The organism is Rhodobacter sp. TJ_12, assembly GCF_020023995.1.
Lineage (GTDB): Bacteria > Pseudomonadota > Alphaproteobacteria > Rhodobacterales > Rhodobacteraceae > Rhodobacter.
This window is the reverse complement of sequence record NZ_NRRD01000003.1, coordinates 188,685-209,823: the sequence shown is the minus strand read 5'-3', so window position 1 is coordinate 209,823 and position 21,139 is coordinate 188,685. Positions and strand designations below refer to the sequence as shown.

Below are 21,139 nucleotides of genomic sequence, written 5' to 3'. Positions count from 1 at the left end.
CGCGGCGCGCTGGCTACGGGGGCGTGGGAAAGTGCACGTGGCATGAGCTCTTGTCATTTGGATGGGTTACTTTATAACATTTTGTTATAGTATTACAGGAGATGCCCATGCCTGACCAGAGATCCGACCGCCTGCCCGTCACCGTTCTTTCCGGCTTCCTTGGGGCAGGAAAAACGACGCTTCTCAACCACATACTGGCCAATCGCGCGGGCTTGCGGGTGGCGGTGATCGTCAATGACATGTCCGAAGTGAATATCGATGCCGATCTGGTGCGCGCGGGTGCCAGCCTGACGCGTGGCGAGGAAAAGCTGATCGAAATGACCAATGGCTGCATTTGCTGCACCTTGCGTGACGATCTTTTGGTGGAGGTGCGCCGCTTGGCGGAAGAGGGGCGGTTCGATTATCTGCTGATCGAATCCACCGGCGTGTCAGAGCCGTTGCCGGTCGCCGCGACCTTTGAATTCCGCGATGATACGGGCGCGGCACTGGATGATATCGCGCGGCTTGACACAATGGTGACGGTGGTCGATGCGGCGAACCTGACGCGCGATTTCTCGGCGCAGGATTTTCTGGCCGATCGTGGCGTGGACCTGGGCCCCGAGGATGCGCGCAGCCTTGTGCAATTGCTGACCGAGCAGATCGAATTCGCCGATGTGATCGTGCTCAACAAAGTGTCTGCGGCCAGCACCGAAGAATTGGCCAATGCCCGCGCGATCCTGCGCGCGCTGAATGCCGATGCGAAGATCATCGAAACCGATCACGGCAAGGTCGATCCGGGCGAGATCCTTGGCACAGGGCGCTTCAGCTTCGAGGCGGCGCATCGCCACCCGACTTGGGCGCAGGAGCTTTATGGCTTTGCCGATCATGTGCCCGAAGATGCCGAATACGGGATCACCTCTTTCGTCTATCGCGCCGAGCGCCCCTTTGATCCGGCGAAACTGGCCGAGTTTTTTCAAACCCCGCTGCCCGGGGTGATCCGCGCCAAGGGGCATTTCTGGCTGGCCACGCGCCCCGATTGGGTGGGCGAATTTTCCGCCGCCGGGCCGATGCTGGAGGTCAAGGCGCTGGGCTTGTGGTGGGCGGCGGTGCCGCAGAGCCATTGGCCCGAAGAGGCGCGCGACCGGATGGCCGCAAAGGTGGCGCAGGAATTTGGCGACCGACGCCAAGAGATGGTGTTCATCGGCACGTTGGGGGCGATGAACCGCGCCCGGATCGACACCATGCTGACCCGCTGTTTGGTGCCCGAAACCAGCTTCGCGCCCGAGCTATGGGCGGATCTGGACGATCCCTTCCCGCATTGGGGCCGCGCGGCATGAGGCGCAACCTGACCACGCGCCTGCGCGCGCGACGGCGCACCAATCCGATGGCGACCCATGACCGTTTGCCTGCGCCCGCCCGCGCTTGGGTGGCGCAGGCGGTGCTGCCATGGTCGGCCGCCTCGGTCGCGCGGATTTGGGCTAAGGCAATGGCGGAAACCGGTTGCGAACGGGCCGCCTTGGCGCGGCTGGCCGAGCGCGAGGCGCAAACGCTGGCGCGAGAAACGCCCCCCACCGCGCGCGGATCGGGCGGGCGCGGGGGCGGCCAAAAGGACGGGGCCCACCACGCCGCAAAAGATTGACAAAGCCCACAGCGCGGCGCGATATGGGGGCGTCAACGGTTCGGCGCTGGGCTTAGCTTTGCGCCGAAGCAATAGGGAATGCGGTGAGGTGTAGCCATCAGGCGCCGAAACCGCAGCTGCCCCCGCAACTGTGAGCGGAGAGTGACACCGAAAACACCACTGGCGCCCCAGAGGCCCCGGGAAGGTCGGTGAAACGAAGACCCGCAAGCCAGGAAACCTGCCGCTGACTCGTGGACGTTTTGCGCCGCGATGCAACCGGACGCCGGGGTGTGCGTCTGGCTCAGCACGGCCCCAGACCGTCTGTGCCGCTCCCCGTTGTCCTTTCGGAATGTGTCCGGCTGTGCCGGGCCAGAGAGAGGATAAGATGATTAAGACCAAGACCCGTATGGCCTCGGCCATTCTGGCCCTGATGGGCTTCACGTTTTTACCCGGTGCGGCTGCGGCCCACTTTCAGCTTGTCTATTCCCCCCAAACCACGCTCCACCGCCCCGGCGATGTGCCGCTGCTTTTGGCTTTCTGGCATCCGTTTGAAAACGGTCATGCGATGGATATGGGCCAGCCACTGGAATTCTTTTCGGTGTTCAAGGGCGAAAAGATCGATCTGATGGGCACGCTTGCGCCCGCGACCTTCAAGGGCGCCAATAACGAAGCCGCCGCCTTCACCGCGACGCTGCCGGTCAAGCGCAATGGCGATTACATCGTCGCTCTGACACCTGCGCCTTATTACGAAGGCTCGGAAGACATCTATATCCAGCAGATCACCAAAGCCTATTTCAACAAGAACGGTATCCCCAGCGGGTGGAATGCGCCTTTGGGCCTGCCCACCGAGATCGTGCCGCTGAACAAGCCGACCAATATTTTGGCAGGCTCCACCTTCACCGGCCAGTTGCTCTCCGAAGGCAAGCCCGTTGCGGGCGCTGAGATCGAGATCGAATATCTTGCCGCCGCGCCGGATATGGCGACGCTGGCCGCCAGCGCGCCAAGCGTGGGCCCGATGCCGGGCGGTGCCGTGGTGGCGATCACCGATGCCAATGGGCTTTTTACCTTTGGCATTCCGAAGGCGGGCCAATGGGGCTTTGCGGCATTGGGCACGGGCCCGGCCACCGAATATGATGGCAAGGAACTGAGCCAAGACGCGGTGATCTGGATCACCGCCCACGATGTGGAGTAACCCCCATGCATATCGTTGATGGTGCGCTGAGCGCACCGGTGCTGGTGGCAGGGGCGGCGCTGACGGTCGGGGGGATCACCCTCGGCCTGCGCCAGATGACGCTGGAGCGGATCCCGGCGGCAGGCGTGCTGTCGGCCAGCTTTTTCGTCGCTTCTCTGATCCATGTCGCTGTGGGGCCAAGCTCGGTGCATTTGATCTTGAACGGGCTGGCGGGGTTGGTGTTGGGCTGGACGGCCTTTCCCGCTTTGTTCGTGGCATTGGTGCTGCAAGCGGTGTTCTTTGGCTTTGGCGGGATCACCGTTTTGGGCGTGAACACCTTTAATATTGCCATGCCGGCGGTGCTGCTTGGGCTGGCGTTGCGCTCGCTGATCGCCAATGCCGCGCCCACGATGGCGGCGGTCTGGGGCGCGCTGGGCGGGGGCGGGGCGATTGCGCTGACCACGCTTTTTGTGGCGGCATCGCTTGTCTTCAGCGGCGAGGCCTTTGTGCCCGCCGCCAAGCTTGTCTTCTTTGCACATATCCCGGTGATGGTGATCGAGGCGGCGGTGAGTGCGGCGGCGATCTTGCTGATCAAGCGGGTCAAGCCCGAGCTTTTCACGGGCGCGCCCGCGACGGCCTTTGCCTGAAGGATGTCAAAATGAAACGTATTCTTCTTTCGACCGTTGTTGTGGGGGCATTGCTCGCCCCGTTGCCCGCGCTGGCGCATAAGGTGATTGCCTCGGTCTTCCCCTCGGGCAAGGTGATCGAGGGCGAGGTGGGCTTTTCCGATGGCAAGATGGGCGAGAATGTGCCTGTTGCGGTCACGGCGCCCGATGGCACGGTTTTGGCAACCGTGACCACTGATGACGAGGGGTATTTTTCCTATAGCCCGACGCAGGCGGTGGATCTGACCTTTCGGGCCGATTTCGGGGCAGGCCATGTGGCCGAAACGATGATGCCAAAGGCGGATGTCGCCAAAATCCTAGGCAAGGCCGAGGCGCTGGCCGCCGTGCAACCGCAAGCCGCTGCGCCCGCTGGCGCACCGCACCCCGCCGCGCCGGTTGCGATGACCGACGCCGAGCGCATGGTGGAACGTGAAGCCATTGCCGCCATGTTGCGCGATGAATTGCGCCCGCTGCGCAAGGAGATCGCCGCCTATAAGGAAAAGAATGATCTGCAAACGATCCTTGGCGGGATCGGCTATATCGTCGGTCTGTTTGGTCTGGGCTTTTATATGGCGGCCAAACGCCGCTTGGCGCGGGGCTGATCCATGGCATTGGTCAGCGCCAACCCCCCCGAAATTCGGCTGAGCGCGCTTAGCACCGCCTGTGCCCGGCTGGACCCGCGTTTGCGGGTCTGCGCCACGCTTGTTTTTGCGATTGTGATGAGCCAGTTGGATGTGTTGGGGGCGCTTGCCTTGGGGCTTGCGGCCAGTTTCGCGTTGCTGGCCGCTTCCGGCCAACCTTGGCGCCCGATCTTGCGGCGCATGGCGGCGATGGATGGGTTTATCCTGTTCATGCTGGTGTTGCTGCCCTTCACCACGCCGGGCACGCCGCTGTTTTCGATCTGGGGATATGGCGCAAGCCTTGAGGGGCTTTGGGCGGCGGTCGATATCTTGATCACCGCGAATGCCGTGGTGCTGATGGTGCTGGTGCTGCCCGGTACGCTGGAGCCCGTGACATTGGGCCATGCGCTTGCCCGGCTGGGGGTGCCGCTGCAACTGGTCAATCTGCTTTTGTTTACCGTGCGCTATATCACGGTGCTGGAAGGCGAATACCAGCGTATGCGGCAGGCGATGCGCGCGCGCGCCTTCGCGATGCGCACCAATCTGCATACGCTGATCAGTCTTGGCTATCTGGTGGGGATGATGCTGGTGCGCGCGCAGGAACGGTCTGAGCGGGTGTTGCAGGCGATGAAATGCCGGGGCTTCAAAGGGGCGCTGCCGTTGATCGATGCGATGCGGTGGCGCGCAGCGGATACGATCTGGGCCTTTGGCTTTGGCGCCTTGATCCTTGCGCTGATTGCGCTGGAGGCGGCACATGTCTTCGGCGCTTGAGCTAGAAGGGATTCACTTCGCCTATCCCGGGCGTCCGCCGGTGCTCGCTGGCGCCGCGCTAACGGTGGGGGCGGCGGATCGGATCGCGCTGGTGGGGCCGAATGGTTCGGGCAAATCCACGCTTTTGCGCATTGCGGTGGGGCTGTTGCGCCCCAGCGCAGGCCAAGTCACGGGCTTTGGGCGGCTGTGCCGGACCGAGGCCGATTTTCAAGCTTTGCGCCGCGATGTCGGCTTGGTGTTCCAAGACCCAGATGACCAGCTCTTTTGTCCCACGGTGATCGAGGATATGGCTTTTGGCCCGCTTAATCTTGGGCAAAGCCGGGCGCAGGCATTGGCCACCAGCGAAGCGGTGCTGGAAGAGTTGGACCTGATGCATCTGCGCAATCGCGTCACGCATCATTTGTCGGGCGGGGAAAAGCGGCTGGTGACCTTGGCCACGGTTTTGGCAATGCGCCCCAAGGTTTTGCTGCTGGATGAGCCAACCAATGCGCTTGATCCCGATAATGCCGAACGGTTGCTATCGATCTTGCGCGGGCTTGATCTGGCCTTGGTGATGGTCAGTCATGACACTGCCTTTCGCGCCCAGCTTGAGTTGACCGAGGTACATCTGTCCGCCGGGCGGGTGCTGCCCGGCGCGACGGATGCGGGCTAGCCAATCCGGGCCGGTGCCGCAGCGCGGCACCGTTTGCGCCACCATGCTCCACCCGAAATATCGCGGCGGCTTCAGCCTGTCTTAATCGCGCGCCATCTGGTCGGATTCGTGCGGTGCAGCATGCGACATTCTGGCACCTTTGGGGGGTCAGGGTGGTCGGTCGTAAGGCCGGAAAATTGGGAAGCCGGTGCAAAACCGGCGCGGTCTGCGCAAAGGACGGCGCCATCACCGAACCGTATTGAAGGTTCGGCGCGGGTGTCTTCGGTGCTTCGGCTCAGCGCGCAAACTTACCCCGCCCCCCAGACATCACCGGGCCACGGCCCATCCGTCTAACCAGCCCTTGCGGGGAGGCCGGGGCAAGTGAGGTGTTCGATGCTGGATGCATCCGGAATTCGTGCGCAACTGGCCGCACGCCAAAAGAATTATGCCCTGCCGCGTGATCTTTATTGTGACGAGGCCGTTTTTCAGGCCGATCTGGACCATGTCTTCGCGCGCGAATGGCTGTTTGCCGTGCCCTCTTGCCAATTGGTCAAGGCGGGGGATTATGCCACGCTGCAAGTGGGTGCCTATCCGGTGATCGTGGTGCGCGGCGCCGATGGCATGATCCGCGCGTTTCACAATGTCTGCCGCCACCGTGGCCAACGTCTGTGCGCCAAGGCGGGCGGCACCGCCCCCAAGCTGGTCTGCCCTTATCACCAGTGGACTTATGATCTGGATGGCAAGCTGCTGTGGGCCAAGGACATGCAAGAGGATTTCGATCCGCGCGCGCATGGGCTCAAAAAGGTGCATTGCGTCGATATCGGCGGGATGGTCTTCATTTGTTTGGCCGAGGTGCCGCCCTCCATCGCCGAACTGGCGGGCGCTCTGGGCCGGTACTTGGCCCCCGCAGGCCTGAAAGAGGCACGCGTCGCCCATGTTTCGACCATCGTCGAGAAGGGCAACTGGAAGCTGGTGGTCGAAAACAACCGCGAATGCTATCATTGCGGCGGCGCGCATCCGTCTTTGTGCCGCACCTATTCGGACAATCCGCGCATGACGGCGATGGAAGGCCCCGATGCCGCCAGCCCCGATATCTTGGCCCATTGGGAACGGTGCGAGGCGGCGGGCCTGCCCTCGCGTTTCGTCAACCACCCCGAGATGCAATGGCGGCTGGCGCGTATCCCGCTTTTGAATGAAGCCGAAAGCTACACGATGAGCACCAAGCCCGCCGTGCGTGGCAAACGGCTGGGCACGATCCCGTTCAACGATGCGGGCAGCTTGCTGTTCTTTCACTATCCCAACACTTGGAACCATTTCTTGGCCGATCATGCGATCGTCTTCCGGGTGCTGCCGATCTCGGCCACCGAAACCGAGGTGACGACCACCTGGCTGGTGCCGGGCGATGCCGTGGAAGGGGTGGATTACGACCTGAAGGAATTGACCGAGGTCTGGATGGCCACCAATGACGAAGACCGTCAGGTTGTGGAAGAAAATCAGGTCGGTGTGCGTTCGCCCGCCTATGTGCCCGGCCCTTATTCGCTGGTGCAAGAAGAGGGTGTGATCCAATTCGTCGATTGGTATTGCAACACGCTGGGGGCGCGGCTTGGCCCGGACCCGGCCTTGGCGGCGGAGTAACGACATGCGGCGTCATAACTGGACCGGAGAACCTTGGACCGACACCGAGCTTTTGGAATGCTCGATGGTGGTGCCCGAAACCGCCGATACGGCGACCTTCACCTTTCGCGCGCCGTCGGGCGCGTGGTTTGACTACCTGCCGGGGCAATTTCTGACCCTTGATCTGCCGGTGCCGGGCAATCCGGTCAGCCGCACCTATACGATCTCCTCTTCGCCCTCGCGGCCGCTGTCGATCTCGGTCACCGTTAAGGCGCAGACCGGCTCGGTGGGCACGCGCTGGATGCTGGATCATCTTAAGCCCGGGATGCGGCTCAAGGCGCATGGTCCGGCGGGCAATTTCACCTTCCGCCGCCATCCGGCGGAAAAATACCTGTTCATCTCGGCGGGCTCGGGAATCACGCCGATGATGTCGATGGCCACCTGGGCGTGGGACAGCGGCGAAAGGACCGATATTTCCTTTGTCCATGCCGCGCGCAGCCCGTCTGACATTATCTTTCGGCCCCGGTTGGAGCATTTCGCCGCCCGCGTGCCGGGGCTGCAATTGCATCTGACGGTGGAAGAGGCCGACGCGCTTGAGGTCTGGCACGGCTATACCGGGCGGCTGAACCAGATCATGCTGGCGCTGATGGCGCCCGATTATCTGGAACGCGAGGTGTTTTGCTGCGGTCCCGAACCCTTCATGCAAGCGGTGCGCGAGATTTTGGCCGCGCTGGGCTTTGATTTGGCGCATTACCACCAAGAAAGCTTTGGCGCGCCCGAGATCGCCTTTGACGCGCTGGCCGAGGCTGAAGCGGCTGCCGCCGCCGTGGCGGGCAATTCCGAGGTGTGCTTCACCGCCTCAGGCGTCACCGCCGTTTGCGCGGAAGAGGAAACCATTCTGGCGGCGGCGAAACGCTCTGGTCTGAATATCCCTTCGGGGTGCAATTTCGGGCTGTGCGGCACCTGCAAGATCAAGAAAACCGAGGGCGAGGTGCAGATGTTGCACAATGGCGGCATTTCCGAAGATGAGATCGCCGAGGGCTATATTCTGGCCTGTTGTTCGCGCCCCAGCGGCAAGGTGGCGGTCGAGGTATAAGCGCGGCACCACAGCCAAGCTGCCCTTCCTATCGGCCCGGCCAACCGGGCCGATCGCTTTCGCATCTGGGCGGCCGATTGGCCGTGCTCGCCCAGATGCGACAATGACTGTCCTTCACAACGCGGATGCAGCCAGTACCTTGTGCGCGATGGTGTGCGGGCCGCGCGATGCGGTCGCGCCAAAAGGGAATACGGTGCGCCCTTGGGCAAATCCGTGGCTGCCCCCGCAACTGTAAGCGGCGAGCGAGGCTGAAACCGCCACTGGGCCCATGCCCGGGAAGGCCCGGCCAAGCATCGACCCGCAAGCCAGAAGACCTGCCATCACAGACGTTTTCGGGCGGGGTGAACCGGGGAGACGTGCGCCATGGGCGGATCTGCCCTGTCGCGCTGTCTCGCTGTGCGGCCCATGGGATGGATGGAATGGGCGTTTTGGATACAGCTTCGAATGCGAAGAACCCGATCTTGCGGGTCGTTTTGGCTTCGCGCATGCAAGGCGCGCCCGCGGCAGAATCTTTGTCGCAGATCGCGCGCGAGCAAAGCGTGCAGAACCACGCCCGGGGCGTGACGGGGGCTTTGGTCGCTTTCCCGACCGGGTTTCTTTATTGGCTTGAGGCGCCGGGAAGCCAGCTTTGCGAACGCATTCCCCAATTGATCGCGGCGCCGTGGTTTGGCGAAGGGGAGCTTGTCGCCATCGGCTGGACCGCCGCGCGCCGCTTTGCCCGCCGCTCCATGCCCTATATGGAGGCGCCTGCGGGGCTTGGCTTGCCCGCGCAAAACACCAATGACCGCACCGCGACGCTGGAAACGGCGTTGCGGGCCTTTGACCAGATCGCGCAGTCCGACGGCGGGCTGCTGCCGGGGCCGCTGCTGGCGCGGGTGCCCGAATTCGTGGCGGCCCTATGTGCGGGAGGCGAAACCGCCAGACTGCCCGAAGCCGGGGCGCGCGATCTGCGCCTGCGCGCCGCCTTTGTGGAGGCGTGTCTGGCGCATATGGCCCAGATGCGGGCACAGCAAAGCCTCGACAGCGCGCAGATCATGCTGGCCCTGACCCATCTTAACGGGCTTTGGCAACGGCAGGGGCGGCTGGCCCAGCCCGCGCAGGCGCGGGGGCAGGTGTGCCTTGTGCTGCCGCCCGGTGAGACCGAACTGATCGGGGTCAAGGTCAAGGCCGATTTGCTGCGCGCGGCCGGATTTTGCGTGCGGGTGGTGCTGGAAGAGACCGTGGATGCTACGCTCAGCGCGGTGCGGGCCTGCCCCGATGCGCTGGTGCTGGTTGCGGGGCCGCGGGTGGCCCCGGATCTGCCCGGCGGCAGCGCCGATCAATTGGCGGCGCATTTGCGTGATGCCTGCCCGGGGCGACACATCTGGCTGGGCGGGCACCGCGCCGGGCCGCTTTCCGAGGTGGCACAGCGGCTGAACCTGATCCGCCACCGGGCCGAGGGGATGGCGCTGTCCGAGGTCGATTGGGGCGGGATCGGCAGCCTTGTGCAATTGATGGAGGTGGGCCCCGGGAATGGCGGCCTTGCGCTCAACCTTTAGCGCCCCGAAGGCGCCGGATCGGGGGGCCGTTTGCGATTGCGGCGCCCCCGTGGCACCGTTGACTCTCTGCGGGACAGACCCCATCTTGGCGGGGCCTTGGTTTCGCGGGAGCCCCGTGGACGAAGAGGGAAGCCGGTGCAACTCCGGCGCTGCCCCCGCAACTGTAAGCGGCAAGCCCAAAGCACGGCCACGGATCGCAAGATCGGGAAGGCGCCGCGGGCGTTGGAGCCGTAAGCCAGGAGACCTACCGGGCCATTGACCATCCCGGGCGGCGGGCCCGGCGGCATGGCGCTTCGGTTCGTGCCCGCAGCGATGCCCCGTTTCCGCCCCCAGCAACCAGACAGCGACGGAGCCAGAGGACCGGTATGGAGCCCAAAGACACGACGATCAGCGAGGCCTTCAAGGGTTTCACCAACGAAAAATGCCCGTTCCTGCCCTGCCATCAGGGCGTGAAGCGCGAGTTCAACTGCCTGTTTTGCTATTGCCCGCTGATCGCCTATGAATGCCCCGGTCCCTATAAAACCTATACCGACCGCAACGGCCTGACGCGCAAGGATTGTTCGGGCTGTGCGCTGCCGCATGACGGCTATGTGCAATCGTGGAATTTCATCCAGAAATGGCTGGAATATCCGCAACCTTGGTCGGGCAAGCCGCAGACCGATCCGCCGGTGGCGCGGCCCAAACCCGCCCCGGGCGCGGCCGAGGCCGCCGCGGCCGCGCATCGCCGCCCAAAGGCCGACTAGGGCACGCCAAGGCGGCGCCAGGCGCGGGGCCGCGAGGGCGCGCGCGAAACGGGGGCGTGCAAAGCGCGGGCTTGGCCAGATTTCTTCGCCTCAGTTGCGGGCCTTGCACGTTCTGCGTGCAGCGAAAAATGCCATACCTGCTTGGCCTTTCGGTGCGAGGCTTCTAGGTTCGCGGCCATTGACTGCCTGAATGACCGAACGGACCTAGAAATGACTTCCGACTTGCCTGCCCATGATCCGGTGCCGCCGCTTCCGGACCTTGATTTGCCCTTTCTCACCCCGCCGCCGCCGCGCCGGGGACGGGCATTGATGATCCAAGGCACCAGTTCGGATGTGGGCAAAAGCCTGTTGGTGGCGGGGTTGTGCCGGGCCTATGCGCGGCGCGGGCTGAAAGTCGCGCCGTTCAAGGCGCAGAACATGTCCAACAATGCCGCCGTGACCAAGGATAGCGATCTGCCGCCGCGCGCGGACGGGCAGCAAAACCGTGGCGAGATCGGGCGCGCGCAGGCGCTTCAGGCGCGGGCGGCGGGGCTTGATCCGTCGATCCATATGAACCCGGTGCTGCTTAAGCCGCAGGCGATGGTTGGCTCTCAGGTGGTGTTGCGGGGTCGGCCCTTGGGCAATTGGCCCGCGCGCCATTACCACCACCTTAAACCCTACCTTTTGCCCGCCGTTTTGGACAGCTATCGCCGCGTCGCCGCCGAGGCCGATCTGGTGCTGGTCGAAGGCGCGGGGGCGGCAACGGAAACCTGGATCAAAAAGACCGACATCACCAATATGCGGCTTGCCAAAGAAGCCGATCTGCCGGTGGTGCTGGTGACGGATAATGACCGCGGCGGGGCGCTGGCCGCCGTGGTGGGCAGTTGGATGCTGCATGATGAAGAAGAACGCGCCCGGGTGAAGGGCATTCTGGTCAACAAATTCCGGGGCTATTTTTCGCTGTACGAACCCGCCTGCCGCACCATGACAGAGATGACCGGCTGGCCCTTCATGGGGGTGGCGCGTTGGTTCGAAGGGGCGACGCAACTGCCCGCCGAGGATTCCTTGGCGCTGGAACGGCCTGCGCAAGCGGGTGGCGCGGGGTTGGTGATCGCGGTGCCGCATCTTGATGGCGTGGCGAATTTCGACGATCTGGACCCGCTTGGCGCGGAGCCCGGCGTGGATTTGCGCTGGGTGCGGCAGGGCCAGCCGATCCCGGCAGAGGCTGATGTGGTGTTGTTGCCCGGCTCCAAGACCACGCGCAAGGCGCTCGAAACCCTGCGCGCGCAGGGCTGGGATGTGGATATTCGCGCCCATTTGCGGCGCGGGGGGCGCGTGGTCGGCATTTGTGCGGGCTATCAAATGTTGGGCCGGGTGGTGCGCGACCCCGAAGGGATCGAGGGCGATCCGGGCGAGACCGAGGGGCTGGGGCTGTTGGATCTGGAAACGGTGATCAGCGGGGAAAAAGCGCTGGTCGAGATTTCCGCGCGCGACACAATCAGCGGCCAGCAGGTGCAGGGCTATGAAATGCATATGGGGCGCACCACGGGGCCGGGGCTGGAGCAGCCGTGGTTCAACCTTGAGGGCCGCCCGGAAGGGGCTGTGTCGCACGATGGTCGGGTGATGGGCGGCTATCTGCACGGCATCTTTGGCGCCGACGGGTTTCGTGATTACTGGCTGGCGCAGATGGGCGGGCGCGCTTCTGGCCGCGATCACGAGGCGCAGATCGAGGCCACGCTTGATGCCTTGGCCGATCAGTTGGAAAACGACCTTGATCTGGATGCACTTTTGGCGCTGGCCAAATAGGGGAGGGCGCTTTTGGCACGCGTCGGACTGGCAGGCGTCGGACTGGCACGCGTCGGACTGGCATGGGGCGGGCTATAGCCCGCCCGGTCGCTTAGGGGTATTCGTAATGGTCCAGAACGAGGTTGGAGCTATGGATTGTCTTTGGTTCGCCCCATGGCACTGGCATAGGGAATTCCGCGCTTTCGTCGCGCCAGATGGTTTTGCGCAGCCGCCCGTCGACGCGTGACCAAGACACGATCCGGTCCCCGCTTGGGGTGATTTCCACCGCCCAGATCAGGTTTTCGAACCGGCCCGCCGAGCCGCTGTTGAGATACCATGACCGTTCCCCATGGTTGGGGTCCACGGCATTGCAGCGCGGCTCATGGGTGTGGCCAAGCACAAGTTTCGGAATATTGGCCTTTGCCTGCCTGACACTCTGGCCTGAATGGTGGCGGTAGCGATCAAAGTAACCGTCACAGAGTGCACGTTCATTCAGATGGCGCAGCTTGAACCACTCATCCCCGGTCGCAACTTCGAGCGCAAGCGCATACCACGGATCTTTGTTTTCGAAATATTCCCAAGCGATTTCATGTTCCAGCAGGGCTTCGACAAAGCCTCTGGTATCGGCCTTGATCTTATCGCGCGCCGTGTCGCCCCCCGCGTTCAGCAGGTTCCATATTGTGTCGTGGGAATAGCCGCTTTCTTCCTCGCGCGCTAAGATATTGCCGATGCTGCCGCCCGCAAGCCACGCGCGGCAATCGCGGTCGGGCCAGAAGCGATCCGGCCCCTCATAAATCCAAGACACCGTTTCCGAAAACACCTCGCCCAGCGACAGCGCATAGGGCACGGCCCCGCTTTGGATTGAAACGGTATCGAATTGATGGCCGTGCAAGATCAGATGCGAGATCTGCCCACCTTGCGACACCGTCGCCACATCCGCCACCGCAACGCCAAGCTCGTCTTCGATCATGTTGCGCAGCACCCGCTCGCGTTCGGTGTTGGAATAGGTGTCATGGTTGCCGGTCAGCCGCACATAGCGGTCCTCGGCAATGAACCGGTCGCGGATCAGGTCGTAATAGGGACGAAAGCTGATAAAAAGCCGCCCCAGCGTGGCTTCGCGCTTGGTGTAACGCACCGCCATGAACGCATCCCAATCCGCATCGGTCTGGGTGATCGGATATTTGCGCGCGGGTTTGCTTAGCGATTTGCGCACCTGCGCATCGCCTGCATCGACCTCATAGATGATGCATTCCTCGACATCGCCATTTTCAACAAGGCACCAGCCGGGCTGATCCGCGTAATGGGTCAGCACCTCAAGATACAGGTCCAGATTGTGGTCCTTGAAGTAATTGGGCAGCGAAAAATCGCTGGAATGATCCATCATGTGCATGTCGGAAAACACCACATAATTCGGGCCCGCCGGGGCCTCGACGATCCGGTCCCATGTTAGGCGCTGCCAAGGGATATTTGGCGGAAGGATCGGATGATTGGGAAAGGGCGTCTGCGTGGCCACCCGCGCCGCCAGATCATAGGCATCTTCCAGATCGCCCGCGATCGTCTCATCCACGTCTTTCTTGTAGGTCTTCGCCTCCCATGTGATGTGCCACAGATCGTCGAAGATATCGGTCTTGCTGGCGCGCAGATTGACGCGCCGGGCGAGCGCCTTTGTCACCTCGCCCTGCGTACCGCGCTGGGCATTGTTCAGACTGTCGATCTTCACCTTCCAGTCTTTGTGAAACGCCAAGAAGTTCCGGTCCGCCACGCTTGCCTTGACGAAATTCAGATAGGAGCCTCCGCTCAGGTTGAAGGGGCGCAGCCCCCCGCGCATCATGAAATTGGTCTTGTCGCCGTAAAAGGGCAGACAATCTTTCAAAACGGAAATCGGCATGTCGGCCCCCGGTTATTGGAGGTTGACAAGAACCGGCACCAGATCGGTGCCCGCGTCCAGCCGCCCCATGGCCTTGCCGATCACCGCCCCCAGCGCGCGGTCGCGGTCCGTGACCTTCATTGCCACGCCTGTAATCTCGGAACTGGTCAGCAGATCGCCCGGGCGAATGGCCCCGTTATGGGCGCTAAGCTGCACCATCACCTTGCCGACCATGGCAATCGACTTGCGCGCCGCGCCGCCTTGGCGGTCCAGCACCAGCGCGGGTTTGTAGCGCCCGCCGCCCGCGACCACGCCGATCACCGCCGTGTCATAGGCCTGGGTTGCGGGCACCAAAAGCCCCTCGTCATCCATCGCCATCACCGTGCCCGGCAGCGCCACGGCAAGGGCGTCTTCTTGGACGGTGAATTCCTCGGCGAAATCGGCATTGAGAAATTGAATATCCCCGGCGCTGCCATTGATCAGCAGGGTATCTTCGTTGAGATTGTTACGCATGACGATATCGCCATTGGTGCCGACCCCGCCGACGATGATCTGCGCGGCATTGCCATTCATCACAATCGCGGCTTCATTGGCCGAGGATTTCACCGTGATATTGCCATCGGCCCCGGTTGTGCCCACGGTCATATTCGCGCCCTGACCGTTGAACGTGAACGCATTATGGCCGGTGGTGGTCTTTAGCGTCAGATCGCCATCCGCCGAGCCGCCGCCCAGGGTCAAATTGCCATGCGCCCCGGTCAGCCGCGCGGTTTCCACACCTTCGCCATCGCGCAAGATCAGCGTGCCGGCGGAGCGTTCCGCGCCGATCGCGGCGATGCCAGTTTTGGCATCCAGCTCCATCGCCATCCTGCCAAGACGGTTGAAAAGGTTCAGCTTTCCGTCACCGCGCCCACTGTTGCCCCCCGCTTCGAAGGTGGCGGTTTTCGCGTCAATCGTCACATTGCGCATATTGATCGTGCCGAGGATACCGCCTTGCGGTTCGCCCACTTTCAACTCGCCGGTATTGGCACTGAGCGTGATCACTGGCACATCTTGCAGCCGTTGGCCGCGCCCATCGACATCGACGGCCTTGTTCAAGCTCAGATAGCCCGAGGCAGCCCCGTCGCCCAAGCGAATGCTCTCGGTGGTCGCGTTTTTCGAATAAACGTCGTCAAAATCAGCCATGAAACACTCCATTTCAAATGGCTTCGCGCCGGGGCACGAACCATGAATATCGGTGGGGCGACCGCAGGGGCGGTTCACCAAGGTCTGTGTGATAAGGCCAGTAGGCTGCACGCCGAATCGATTTGCGTCAACTAAATATTTTTCTGAAATGCGCAATTGACAGACCGGCCACGCGCCCGAATAATCCAATATCACATACCTATATTTAGCCGTTGATCCTGCGCCCGGCGGCGGCGCGATCGGTAAAAGCCCATCGGGTTTTTACCGCCAAGGTTTTGCGCGCCTTTTCGGGGCGTGGCCGTTTCATTGCACAGGGCCATTTTCGCGTGCCCGTTTCAAAAGGGGGCGGAGATACCAATCTCCGAAATGACATGAGCGAATTGCTGCAAACCCTATTTTCGGCGGATCACCCAGATAGTCTCAAGATACGAAAAACGCTGGATAATACCCCGCAGGCGCAGATCGCGGATTTGCTGGCCGAGGTGCAGCGCAGGGCCGATGCGAAAACCGTCGTGCAGGTGGTCATGCCGGTCTTGCACCATCATTGGACCGACAATCCCACCGCGTGTGCGGCAGCCTTTGAATTGGTCTTTGATCGCCGCTTTGATCGGGGGGTGACCTTCGCGCTTTTGCAGGGGCTGGCGCGCGCGGTGGCGGGGCATGAAAAACTGGCCGGGCCGTTTGTCGATTCTATGGAAAAGGTGATCGGGACACCGTCAATTGCGCTGAGCGAGCGCGCCTATGCGCTACGGCTGGTCGGCGCCTATCCGGGGCGCAAGGTGCGGCAGCTTTTGCAAACCGCCGCGCGCGCGCCCGAGCCAGAGCTTCTCAACGCCGCCGCCGATGTTTTGCTGCGCTGGCACAAGGGCGATGCGGGCAAGGCCCCGGCGGTGGCCAAGGCGCTGGTTGCCGCGGCGTTGGAGCATCCAGACCGCGCGCTGCGCGCGCCACGACTTTTGCGCTATTTGGCACAGGCGCGGCCCGGCGGGGCGCTCAAGGCATTTGCGGCGGCACTTTCGGCGGCGAAGACTGGGCAAGATTTTGCCATGCTGTTGCGCGCCAGCGGGCCGTGGATCGCGCCGCGCAGCCTTGCCCAGATCATCGATGCGGCGCGCAAAGACCCGCAAGATGCGCTGGCCCCGGCGTTGCGCGGGCTTTTTTCCGCTTACCCGGAACTGGCCGAAAAGCTGCATCAGGCGGGGCGGTCGGATCTGTTCTTGCAGGCGCTGGTGATGGTGCCAGAGGCGATGCAGCGTTCGTCGTCTATGGCGATGCTGCGCGAGATTTTGCAAGCCCCTGGTGGCAGCAAGAAACGCAAGATCGCCGAAGGGTTGATCATCGGCGAAATCGTCCGACCCGCCGGCGACCACCCGCTTTTGACATGGGACAGGCCGCGCGAGATCGTGGGCACGCAAGCCCCCGCAGTCACGGCACAGGGCTGGGCCTCGGGCATGCAATTGGCGGATGCCGCTTATTGTCAGCTTAACCTCAGCCCGATCGATATTCCCGGCGTGAGCGACGATCTGGGCGAGCATTGGCACGCGGCGCTTGTGGCGGGGTTTGGCCCCACCAGCCAATCCTATCAATTTCAATTCGCGGGGATACAGGTCGATAATTGGTCGGCGCCCTTCAACGAGGTTTTGCCGTTTCGCGCCTATAGCAGCACGATCCAAGCGCGCGATGCCGATCTGGTGGCCGAGGCGCGCGCGCTCAAAGACGGCTGGATCGCGGGGATGCATACCGATGCCGCCAGTTTTGAAGGCGCGCGGGGTATTCCCAGCCTTGATCCCGCAACCCGGCGGCGGATCGTGAACACCGCCGAATTGCTGATCGGCGAGTCGATCACCTATTGCCTTTATGACATGTTGCTGTGGGATGGTTGGCCATTGCCTTGGGGCAGCTTTGATGGAACGCCCTCGGATATATTCGCGCTGCGTTGCGATGGATTGATCGAATATGTCTATGAACGCAATCAAGTCCGGGTCTGTGGGGGCAGCGTGGCCGGGCAATGGAACATCTCTGATTTCCCCCAAAACCATAACAAGTTCCATGGCCATCTTTTGGGCACAAGCTGTGCGGAATGGAATTACACGCAGGGCGAGCTTTGCCCGCGCATTCAAGCGGGTGCGGTGGGCAATGATACCCAGTTGGAAATCCCACCGCTGCTCAAGCCCGAAATTTCAGCGATCCGAAACGCTCAATTCTGCGGCTATCAAAATATCGGGCTGACTCTGTCTGCCTCCGCCTCGCGCTATGTCTATTTGCGGATTTTGGTGGGGCGGCACGGGCGTCCGGGGCGCTATATCCTGAAAACGGTCAATCCGGTCGGTCTTTCGGTGGGCTATGACGATGTTGTCTGGGCCTTGCACGGGGTTGATGTGCAATCGGGCGGCGGGGATGTGAACCTGATGTGGGATGGTCAGACCGTGCGCACGCCCTTACGTCTGTTGCAGACCTATGGTGTGCAGATTGTGGTCACCCCCGAAGAGGCGGGCCCCAATTTCAACGGGCAAGATGGGGTTTATGATTTCGTCTTCCAATGCATCGACGAGGGGGCGAACGTGTCAGATGAATGGACCCATCAGGTGCGGATCAATTGGAAATAGTTGCCAGCCATGTGCCACAGACCCTGCGCGTGCAAAGGCGTAAGCGGGGGGATTGGTCGCCCCATTATTCGCTGATCGGGCTTATGATGCTGATTGGGGCCGCGAAGCCTGGCAGGACAAGGGGATCCACACATGCATTCCTGCTCGCAAGGCGCGCAAGAACCCGTAAAATACGACAAACGCCGCGACAAATGTCGGAACCAGATCGAGATATGTTCGGCAGGCTCAAGGACTGGCGCCGCGTGGCCACCCAATACGACCGCTGTCCAAAGGTCTTCCTCTCTGTCCTCGCGTTGGCCGCTACCGTGATGTTCCGGTTACGAGCCTTAAGCCTAATAAAATAAAGGGCCGAGGCCCGACCTTGGGCGCGGGCCTGTGCTTGGCGTTCCCTCCAATTTTGCGGTGATGCAATGGTCGAAACTGCCCCATGTCTTTTGGACGGGGGCATCGAAAACGGGCATGCCGGGGCGCACGCGGCGCCCCGGCATGGGTTATAGCGGTGGCGAAGGTTCTTCTAGAACCGCGATTGCAGGGTGACCGAGGCCGCGATATCGCCCTGCACGCTGGCGCTCAGACCGGTGCGCAAGGTCGCTTTCAGCGCCTCGATCCGCCGGGCATAGGCCAGTTTCAGCGCCAAACGGCGTTCCGCCTCGGTTGCGCTGGCGTCAATCTCGGCCGACCAGCTTTCCAGCCCATCCGCGCTGTGGCCCGACAGCCCAAGCGCAAGCCCGAAGCCGCAATCCGCCGGGCCCTCGAAATCACCGTCGCACAACAGCGCAGGCGTCAGCGTCAGTTCCGACGCCAGCCCGTCAAAGAGCCCTTTGCCATCGCCCGCCAGCGTCAGATCGTTGCGGAATTCGCTTTCCAAAAACAGCCGCCAGCTGCCGGTCGCGCCCAGATCGAAGCGGCCACTGTCGCGGGTCAGGCCCTGCGTCGCCTCGACCGAGACCTGCGCGCCGGGCGCATAGGCAAGGTCGATCCCCAGCCGCGGCGTGACGATCATATCTTGCCAAGCATAGCTGCGCGACAGGCCCGCGCCCGCCAGCACCGCTGCATAGGTATAAGACCCTTTGGCGGTGATCGTGACGGTTTGCGGGAAGTCAAAGGTGAAGCTGTGCCGCCCCACTGCACCGCCAAGGTAGTAATCGAACATCCCCTCGCCGGGCAGTTTGCGCGCGCCATAAAGCCCGCCAAAGACGCCCAGCCCATGGATGCTGCCATTGGCGGTGCCGGTGGCAATATCGCTGTGGCTGGCATAGGCGCCCCAGAACCGCCCAGCAATCCGGTCATCGCCCTTGAGCCGTTCGACCCGGCGCGTGTAGCTGAGCAGCGTCTGGTTGCCCGCAATATCGTCTTGCAGGGTCGAGGCTTCGAAACTGTCGATACGCCATTCGCGCCGCGTGCAATCATAGACCTCTTTGCCCAAGCTGCCATCGGCGCGCAGCCCCGCATCGTTCAGCTTCAGGTTAAGGTCATTGTCGGCGGTTTCATTGTTCAAACAGCCCTCGGGGGCCCCAGCCCGCAGCCGGCGTGCGGCATCGCGCGCGAAGCCAGAGAAGCTGCGGCCAAGCCGGTCAAGCGTTTGGGTCAGGTCATCGCGCAGGATGTCTTCCAGTTCGGGGCGGATTTCGTCGATCAGCCCTTGCAGTGTCACCACGGTGGCGATGCCATTGCCGCTGCCCAAGTTGGTGTTGCCATCGGGGCTGCTTTCCAGCGTGAGCGGCTGCCCCCAAGCATCGGTGGCGCTCAGCGTGGCCAAGTTCGTGATCTGATCTTGGGTGACCGTTTGCGCATCAAGCGTGATGCTGGCCGTCCAGACCCAACTTTCGCCGGGATCAAGCGTGCCATCCGCGGTTTCGGCGCTTGTCGTCAGGGCCTCGTCCGTCGTCAGCGGGTCCTCAAGGCTGACCCCCGTGATCGGCAGCGCCCCATTGTTGCGCGCGGTGATCGTGTAGCGGATCACGTCGCCCACCTGCGCGGGCGTCGACAGGCCCGCGACATCGGCCGTTTTGGTCAGGCTGAGCTCGGTTGTGACGCCGACCGGATCAAGCGGAATGTGGTTGTGGATGATGCCTTTCGACAGCGTCGTGGCATCGGACCAATCCGGAAAGCTCATGTTGAAGGCGGTGTAATAGGTGGTATCGCCGCCCGCCGCCGGGGCATTGTTTGCGGCCACGACCGCCTCCACCCCAAGGCCGATGGCCGGGGTCATCGCGCCCGGCTGGGCCGGGATCAGGGTCGAGTTTTCATAGTCGGTGGCGGAAACTTGCAGCGTGTAAATGCCGCTTTGCGCGGGCGATTGCAGCAAGAACGAATAGCGCCCGTCGCTGCCCGTGACCTTGTTGTTGCTATCGCCGGTCGCGGCCAGCCAGCTATTGGGCACGGGGGTGCCATTGTGCAGCAAGGTCACGGTGGCCCCGGCCAGCGGCGTGCGGGTGACCGCATCATAGATCACCCCGCTCGGGTCCACCATCACCGCATCGACGCCAGTGATCGTGCGACCGGCGCCCGGCACGATATCAAGCCCGCAAACCTGATCGCCTGCGGAGCGGCCATTTTCGGCCGTGCCGGTGATCGAAACCACGGCTTCGGATTCCGCATGCACGAAGCTGATGCAGAAGGACCCGGCCTCAAGCCCGATAAAAGCATAATTGCCCTGTGCATCGGTGGTGGTTTCGGCGACCATCATCCCGGTGGCCGGGTCGGTCAGGCGCACAATCGCGCCATCCCGCGCGCCCGTGGCGTCGGCCACTTTGCCCGCGATCGAGCCAAGGAAGGTGACGGTTTGTGTGTCGTCATCGCGCGTTATCCCCGAAAGGTCGCTGATCGCGGCGCCACTCGCGGGTGCCGCTTCCGCCGTGGCTTGGTTCGTCACGAAACCGGTGCTGACATCGGCGGCGGTCACGGCATAGCGTGCGGTGAAATGTGTCCCGCTGTCGGCGCCCGGAGCCAAAGCGGCAAGCGTCGTGCCCACGGCCCCGCCCAGCATCGGGTCGGTGACGGTGACATTGCTCAGCGTCACGGCGCCGGTGTTGATGACGGTGAAGGCATACTCGATGGTGTCGCCGACGCTCACACCCGGGGTGCCATCGTCGTCCTTGAGCGTCGCGGTTTTGACGAGCGCAATGCCCGGCGCGGCGGCAAGCGGCGTCACGGTGGCCGTGTCATTGTCGGGCGCGGTGCCCGAGGTATCGGTGATCGCGCTGCCGGTGGGCGGTTGCGCGGTGACGGTGGCGGTATTGGTCACGCCGCCCGCATCCAGATCGGCCTGGGT

16 protein-coding genes, 1 pseudogene and 3 riboswitches are annotated in these 21,139 nt (G+C 62.9%); of the genes and pseudogenes, 14 read left to right on the top strand and 3 right to left on the bottom strand.

Translation table 11 applies throughout. The features are described 5' to 3' along the window. Positions 1-101: 101 nt before the first annotated feature. From CKO11_RS04680 to CKO11_RS04625, 12 genes are all read left to right on the top strand, one after another. On the top strand, positions 102-1,316 hold the full coding sequence (locus tag CKO11_RS04680) for a GTP-binding protein (RefSeq protein ID WP_411741989.1): 1,215 nt from the start codon (positions 102-104) through the stop codon (positions 1,314-1,316). Then, positions 1,313-1,618, top strand: coding sequence for a DUF6525 family protein (locus CKO11_RS04675; protein ID WP_223633485.1), 306 nt, complete (start codon positions 1,313-1,315; stop codon positions 1,616-1,618). The genes CKO11_RS04680 and CKO11_RS04675 overlap by 4 nt, the downstream gene beginning before the upstream one ends. Positions 1,619-1,637: 19 nt before the next feature. Continuing rightward, positions 1,638-1,858, top strand: a riboswitch (cobalamin riboswitch). A 124-nt stretch (positions 1,859-1,982) separates the two neighbouring features. Continuing rightward, positions 1,983-2,789, top strand: coding sequence for a DUF4198 domain-containing protein (locus tag CKO11_RS04670; RefSeq protein ID WP_223633483.1), 807 nt, complete (start codon positions 1,983-1,985; stop codon positions 2,787-2,789). A 5-nt stretch (positions 2,790-2,794) separates the two neighbouring features. After that, entirely contained in the window at positions 2,795-3,415 is a 621-nt protein-coding gene (gene cbiM, locus CKO11_RS04665) for a cobalt transporter CbiM (protein ID WP_223633480.1), read from the top strand. Positions 3,416-3,426: 11 nt separating this feature from the next. After that, positions 3,427-4,035, top strand: a complete 609-nt coding sequence (locus tag CKO11_RS04660; RefSeq protein WP_223633477.1) for a cobalt ABC transporter permease — start codon at positions 3,427-3,429, stop codon at positions 4,033-4,035. 3 nt (positions 4,036-4,038) lie between these two features. Continuing rightward, entirely contained in the window at positions 4,039-4,824 is a 786-nt protein-coding gene (gene cbiQ, locus CKO11_RS04655; protein ID WP_223633474.1) for a cobalt ECF transporter T component CbiQ, read from the top strand. Further along, positions 4,808-5,476 carry an energy-coupling factor ABC transporter ATP-binding protein gene (locus tag CKO11_RS04650; RefSeq protein ID WP_223633472.1) on the top strand — a complete coding sequence of 223 codons (669 nt, stop codon included), beginning with the start codon at positions 4,808-4,810 and terminating at the stop codon, positions 5,474-5,476. Before cbiQ ends, CKO11_RS04650 begins: the two co-directional genes overlap by 17 nt. A 372-nt stretch (positions 5,477-5,848) precedes the next feature. Beyond that, on the top strand, positions 5,849-7,090 hold the full coding sequence (locus tag CKO11_RS04645; RefSeq protein ID WP_223633470.1) for an aromatic ring-hydroxylating oxygenase subunit alpha: 1,242 nt from the start codon (positions 5,849-5,851) through the stop codon (positions 7,088-7,090). A 4-nt stretch (positions 7,091-7,094) separates the two neighbouring features. Continuing rightward, entirely contained in the window at positions 7,095-8,165 is a 1,071-nt protein-coding gene (locus tag CKO11_RS04640) for a hybrid-cluster NAD(P)-dependent oxidoreductase (protein ID WP_223633468.1), read from the top strand. Between the two features lie 132 nt (positions 8,166-8,297). After that, positions 8,298-8,502: riboswitch (cobalamin riboswitch) on the top strand. An 82-nt stretch (positions 8,503-8,584) separates the two neighbouring features. Continuing rightward, positions 8,585-9,703, top strand: a complete 1,119-nt coding sequence (locus CKO11_RS04635) for a hypothetical protein (protein WP_223633467.1) — start codon at positions 8,585-8,587, stop codon at positions 9,701-9,703. An 80-nt stretch (positions 9,704-9,783) separates the two neighbouring features. Further along, a riboswitch (cobalamin riboswitch) is annotated at positions 9,784-9,970 on the top strand. Positions 9,971-10,068: 98 nt separating this feature from the next. Further along, positions 10,069-10,446 (top strand): cysteine-rich small domain-containing protein, encoded by a 378-nt coding sequence (locus tag CKO11_RS04630; RefSeq protein WP_223633466.1) that lies wholly within the window; start codon positions 10,069-10,071, stop codon positions 10,444-10,446. 210 nt (positions 10,447-10,656) lie between these two features. Beyond that, the gene (locus CKO11_RS04625; RefSeq protein WP_223633465.1) at positions 10,657-12,231 is read left to right on the top strand and encodes a cobyric acid synthase; all 1,575 of its coding nucleotides are present in this window, start codon (positions 10,657-10,659) and stop codon (positions 12,229-12,231) included. Between the two features lie 91 nt (positions 12,232-12,322). Here CKO11_RS04625 and CKO11_RS04620 read toward each other — a convergent pair whose 3' ends face one another. Together CKO11_RS04620 and CKO11_RS04615 are read right to left on the bottom strand one after the other, a co-directional pair. After that, positions 12,323-14,098 carry a hypothetical protein gene (locus tag CKO11_RS04620; protein ID WP_223633463.1) on the bottom strand — a complete coding sequence of 592 codons (1,776 nt, stop codon included), beginning with the start codon at positions 14,096-14,098 and terminating at the stop codon, positions 12,323-12,325. Between the two features lie 12 nt (positions 14,099-14,110). Continuing rightward, entirely contained in the window at positions 14,111-15,259 is a 1,149-nt protein-coding gene (locus tag CKO11_RS04615) for a hypothetical protein (protein ID WP_223633461.1), read from the bottom strand. Between the two features lie 371 nt (positions 15,260-15,630). Between CKO11_RS04615 and CKO11_RS04610 the strand changes: the two genes are divergently transcribed. Then, complete coding sequence (locus CKO11_RS04610) at positions 15,631-17,865, top strand: hypothetical protein (RefSeq protein ID WP_223633459.1); 2,235 nt, start codon at positions 15,631-15,633, stop codon at positions 17,863-17,865. A gap of 64 nt (positions 17,866-17,929) precedes the next feature. After that, a pseudogene (locus tag CKO11_RS04605) lies at positions 17,930-18,209 on the top strand (transposase); the annotation flags it as partial. Between the two features lie 170 nt (positions 18,210-18,379). Here CKO11_RS04605 and CKO11_RS04600 read toward each other — a convergent pair. Continuing rightward, a partial coding sequence (locus CKO11_RS04600) for a DUF11 domain-containing protein (protein WP_223633457.1) occupies positions 18,380-21,139 on the bottom strand: 2,760 nt, incomplete at its 5' end.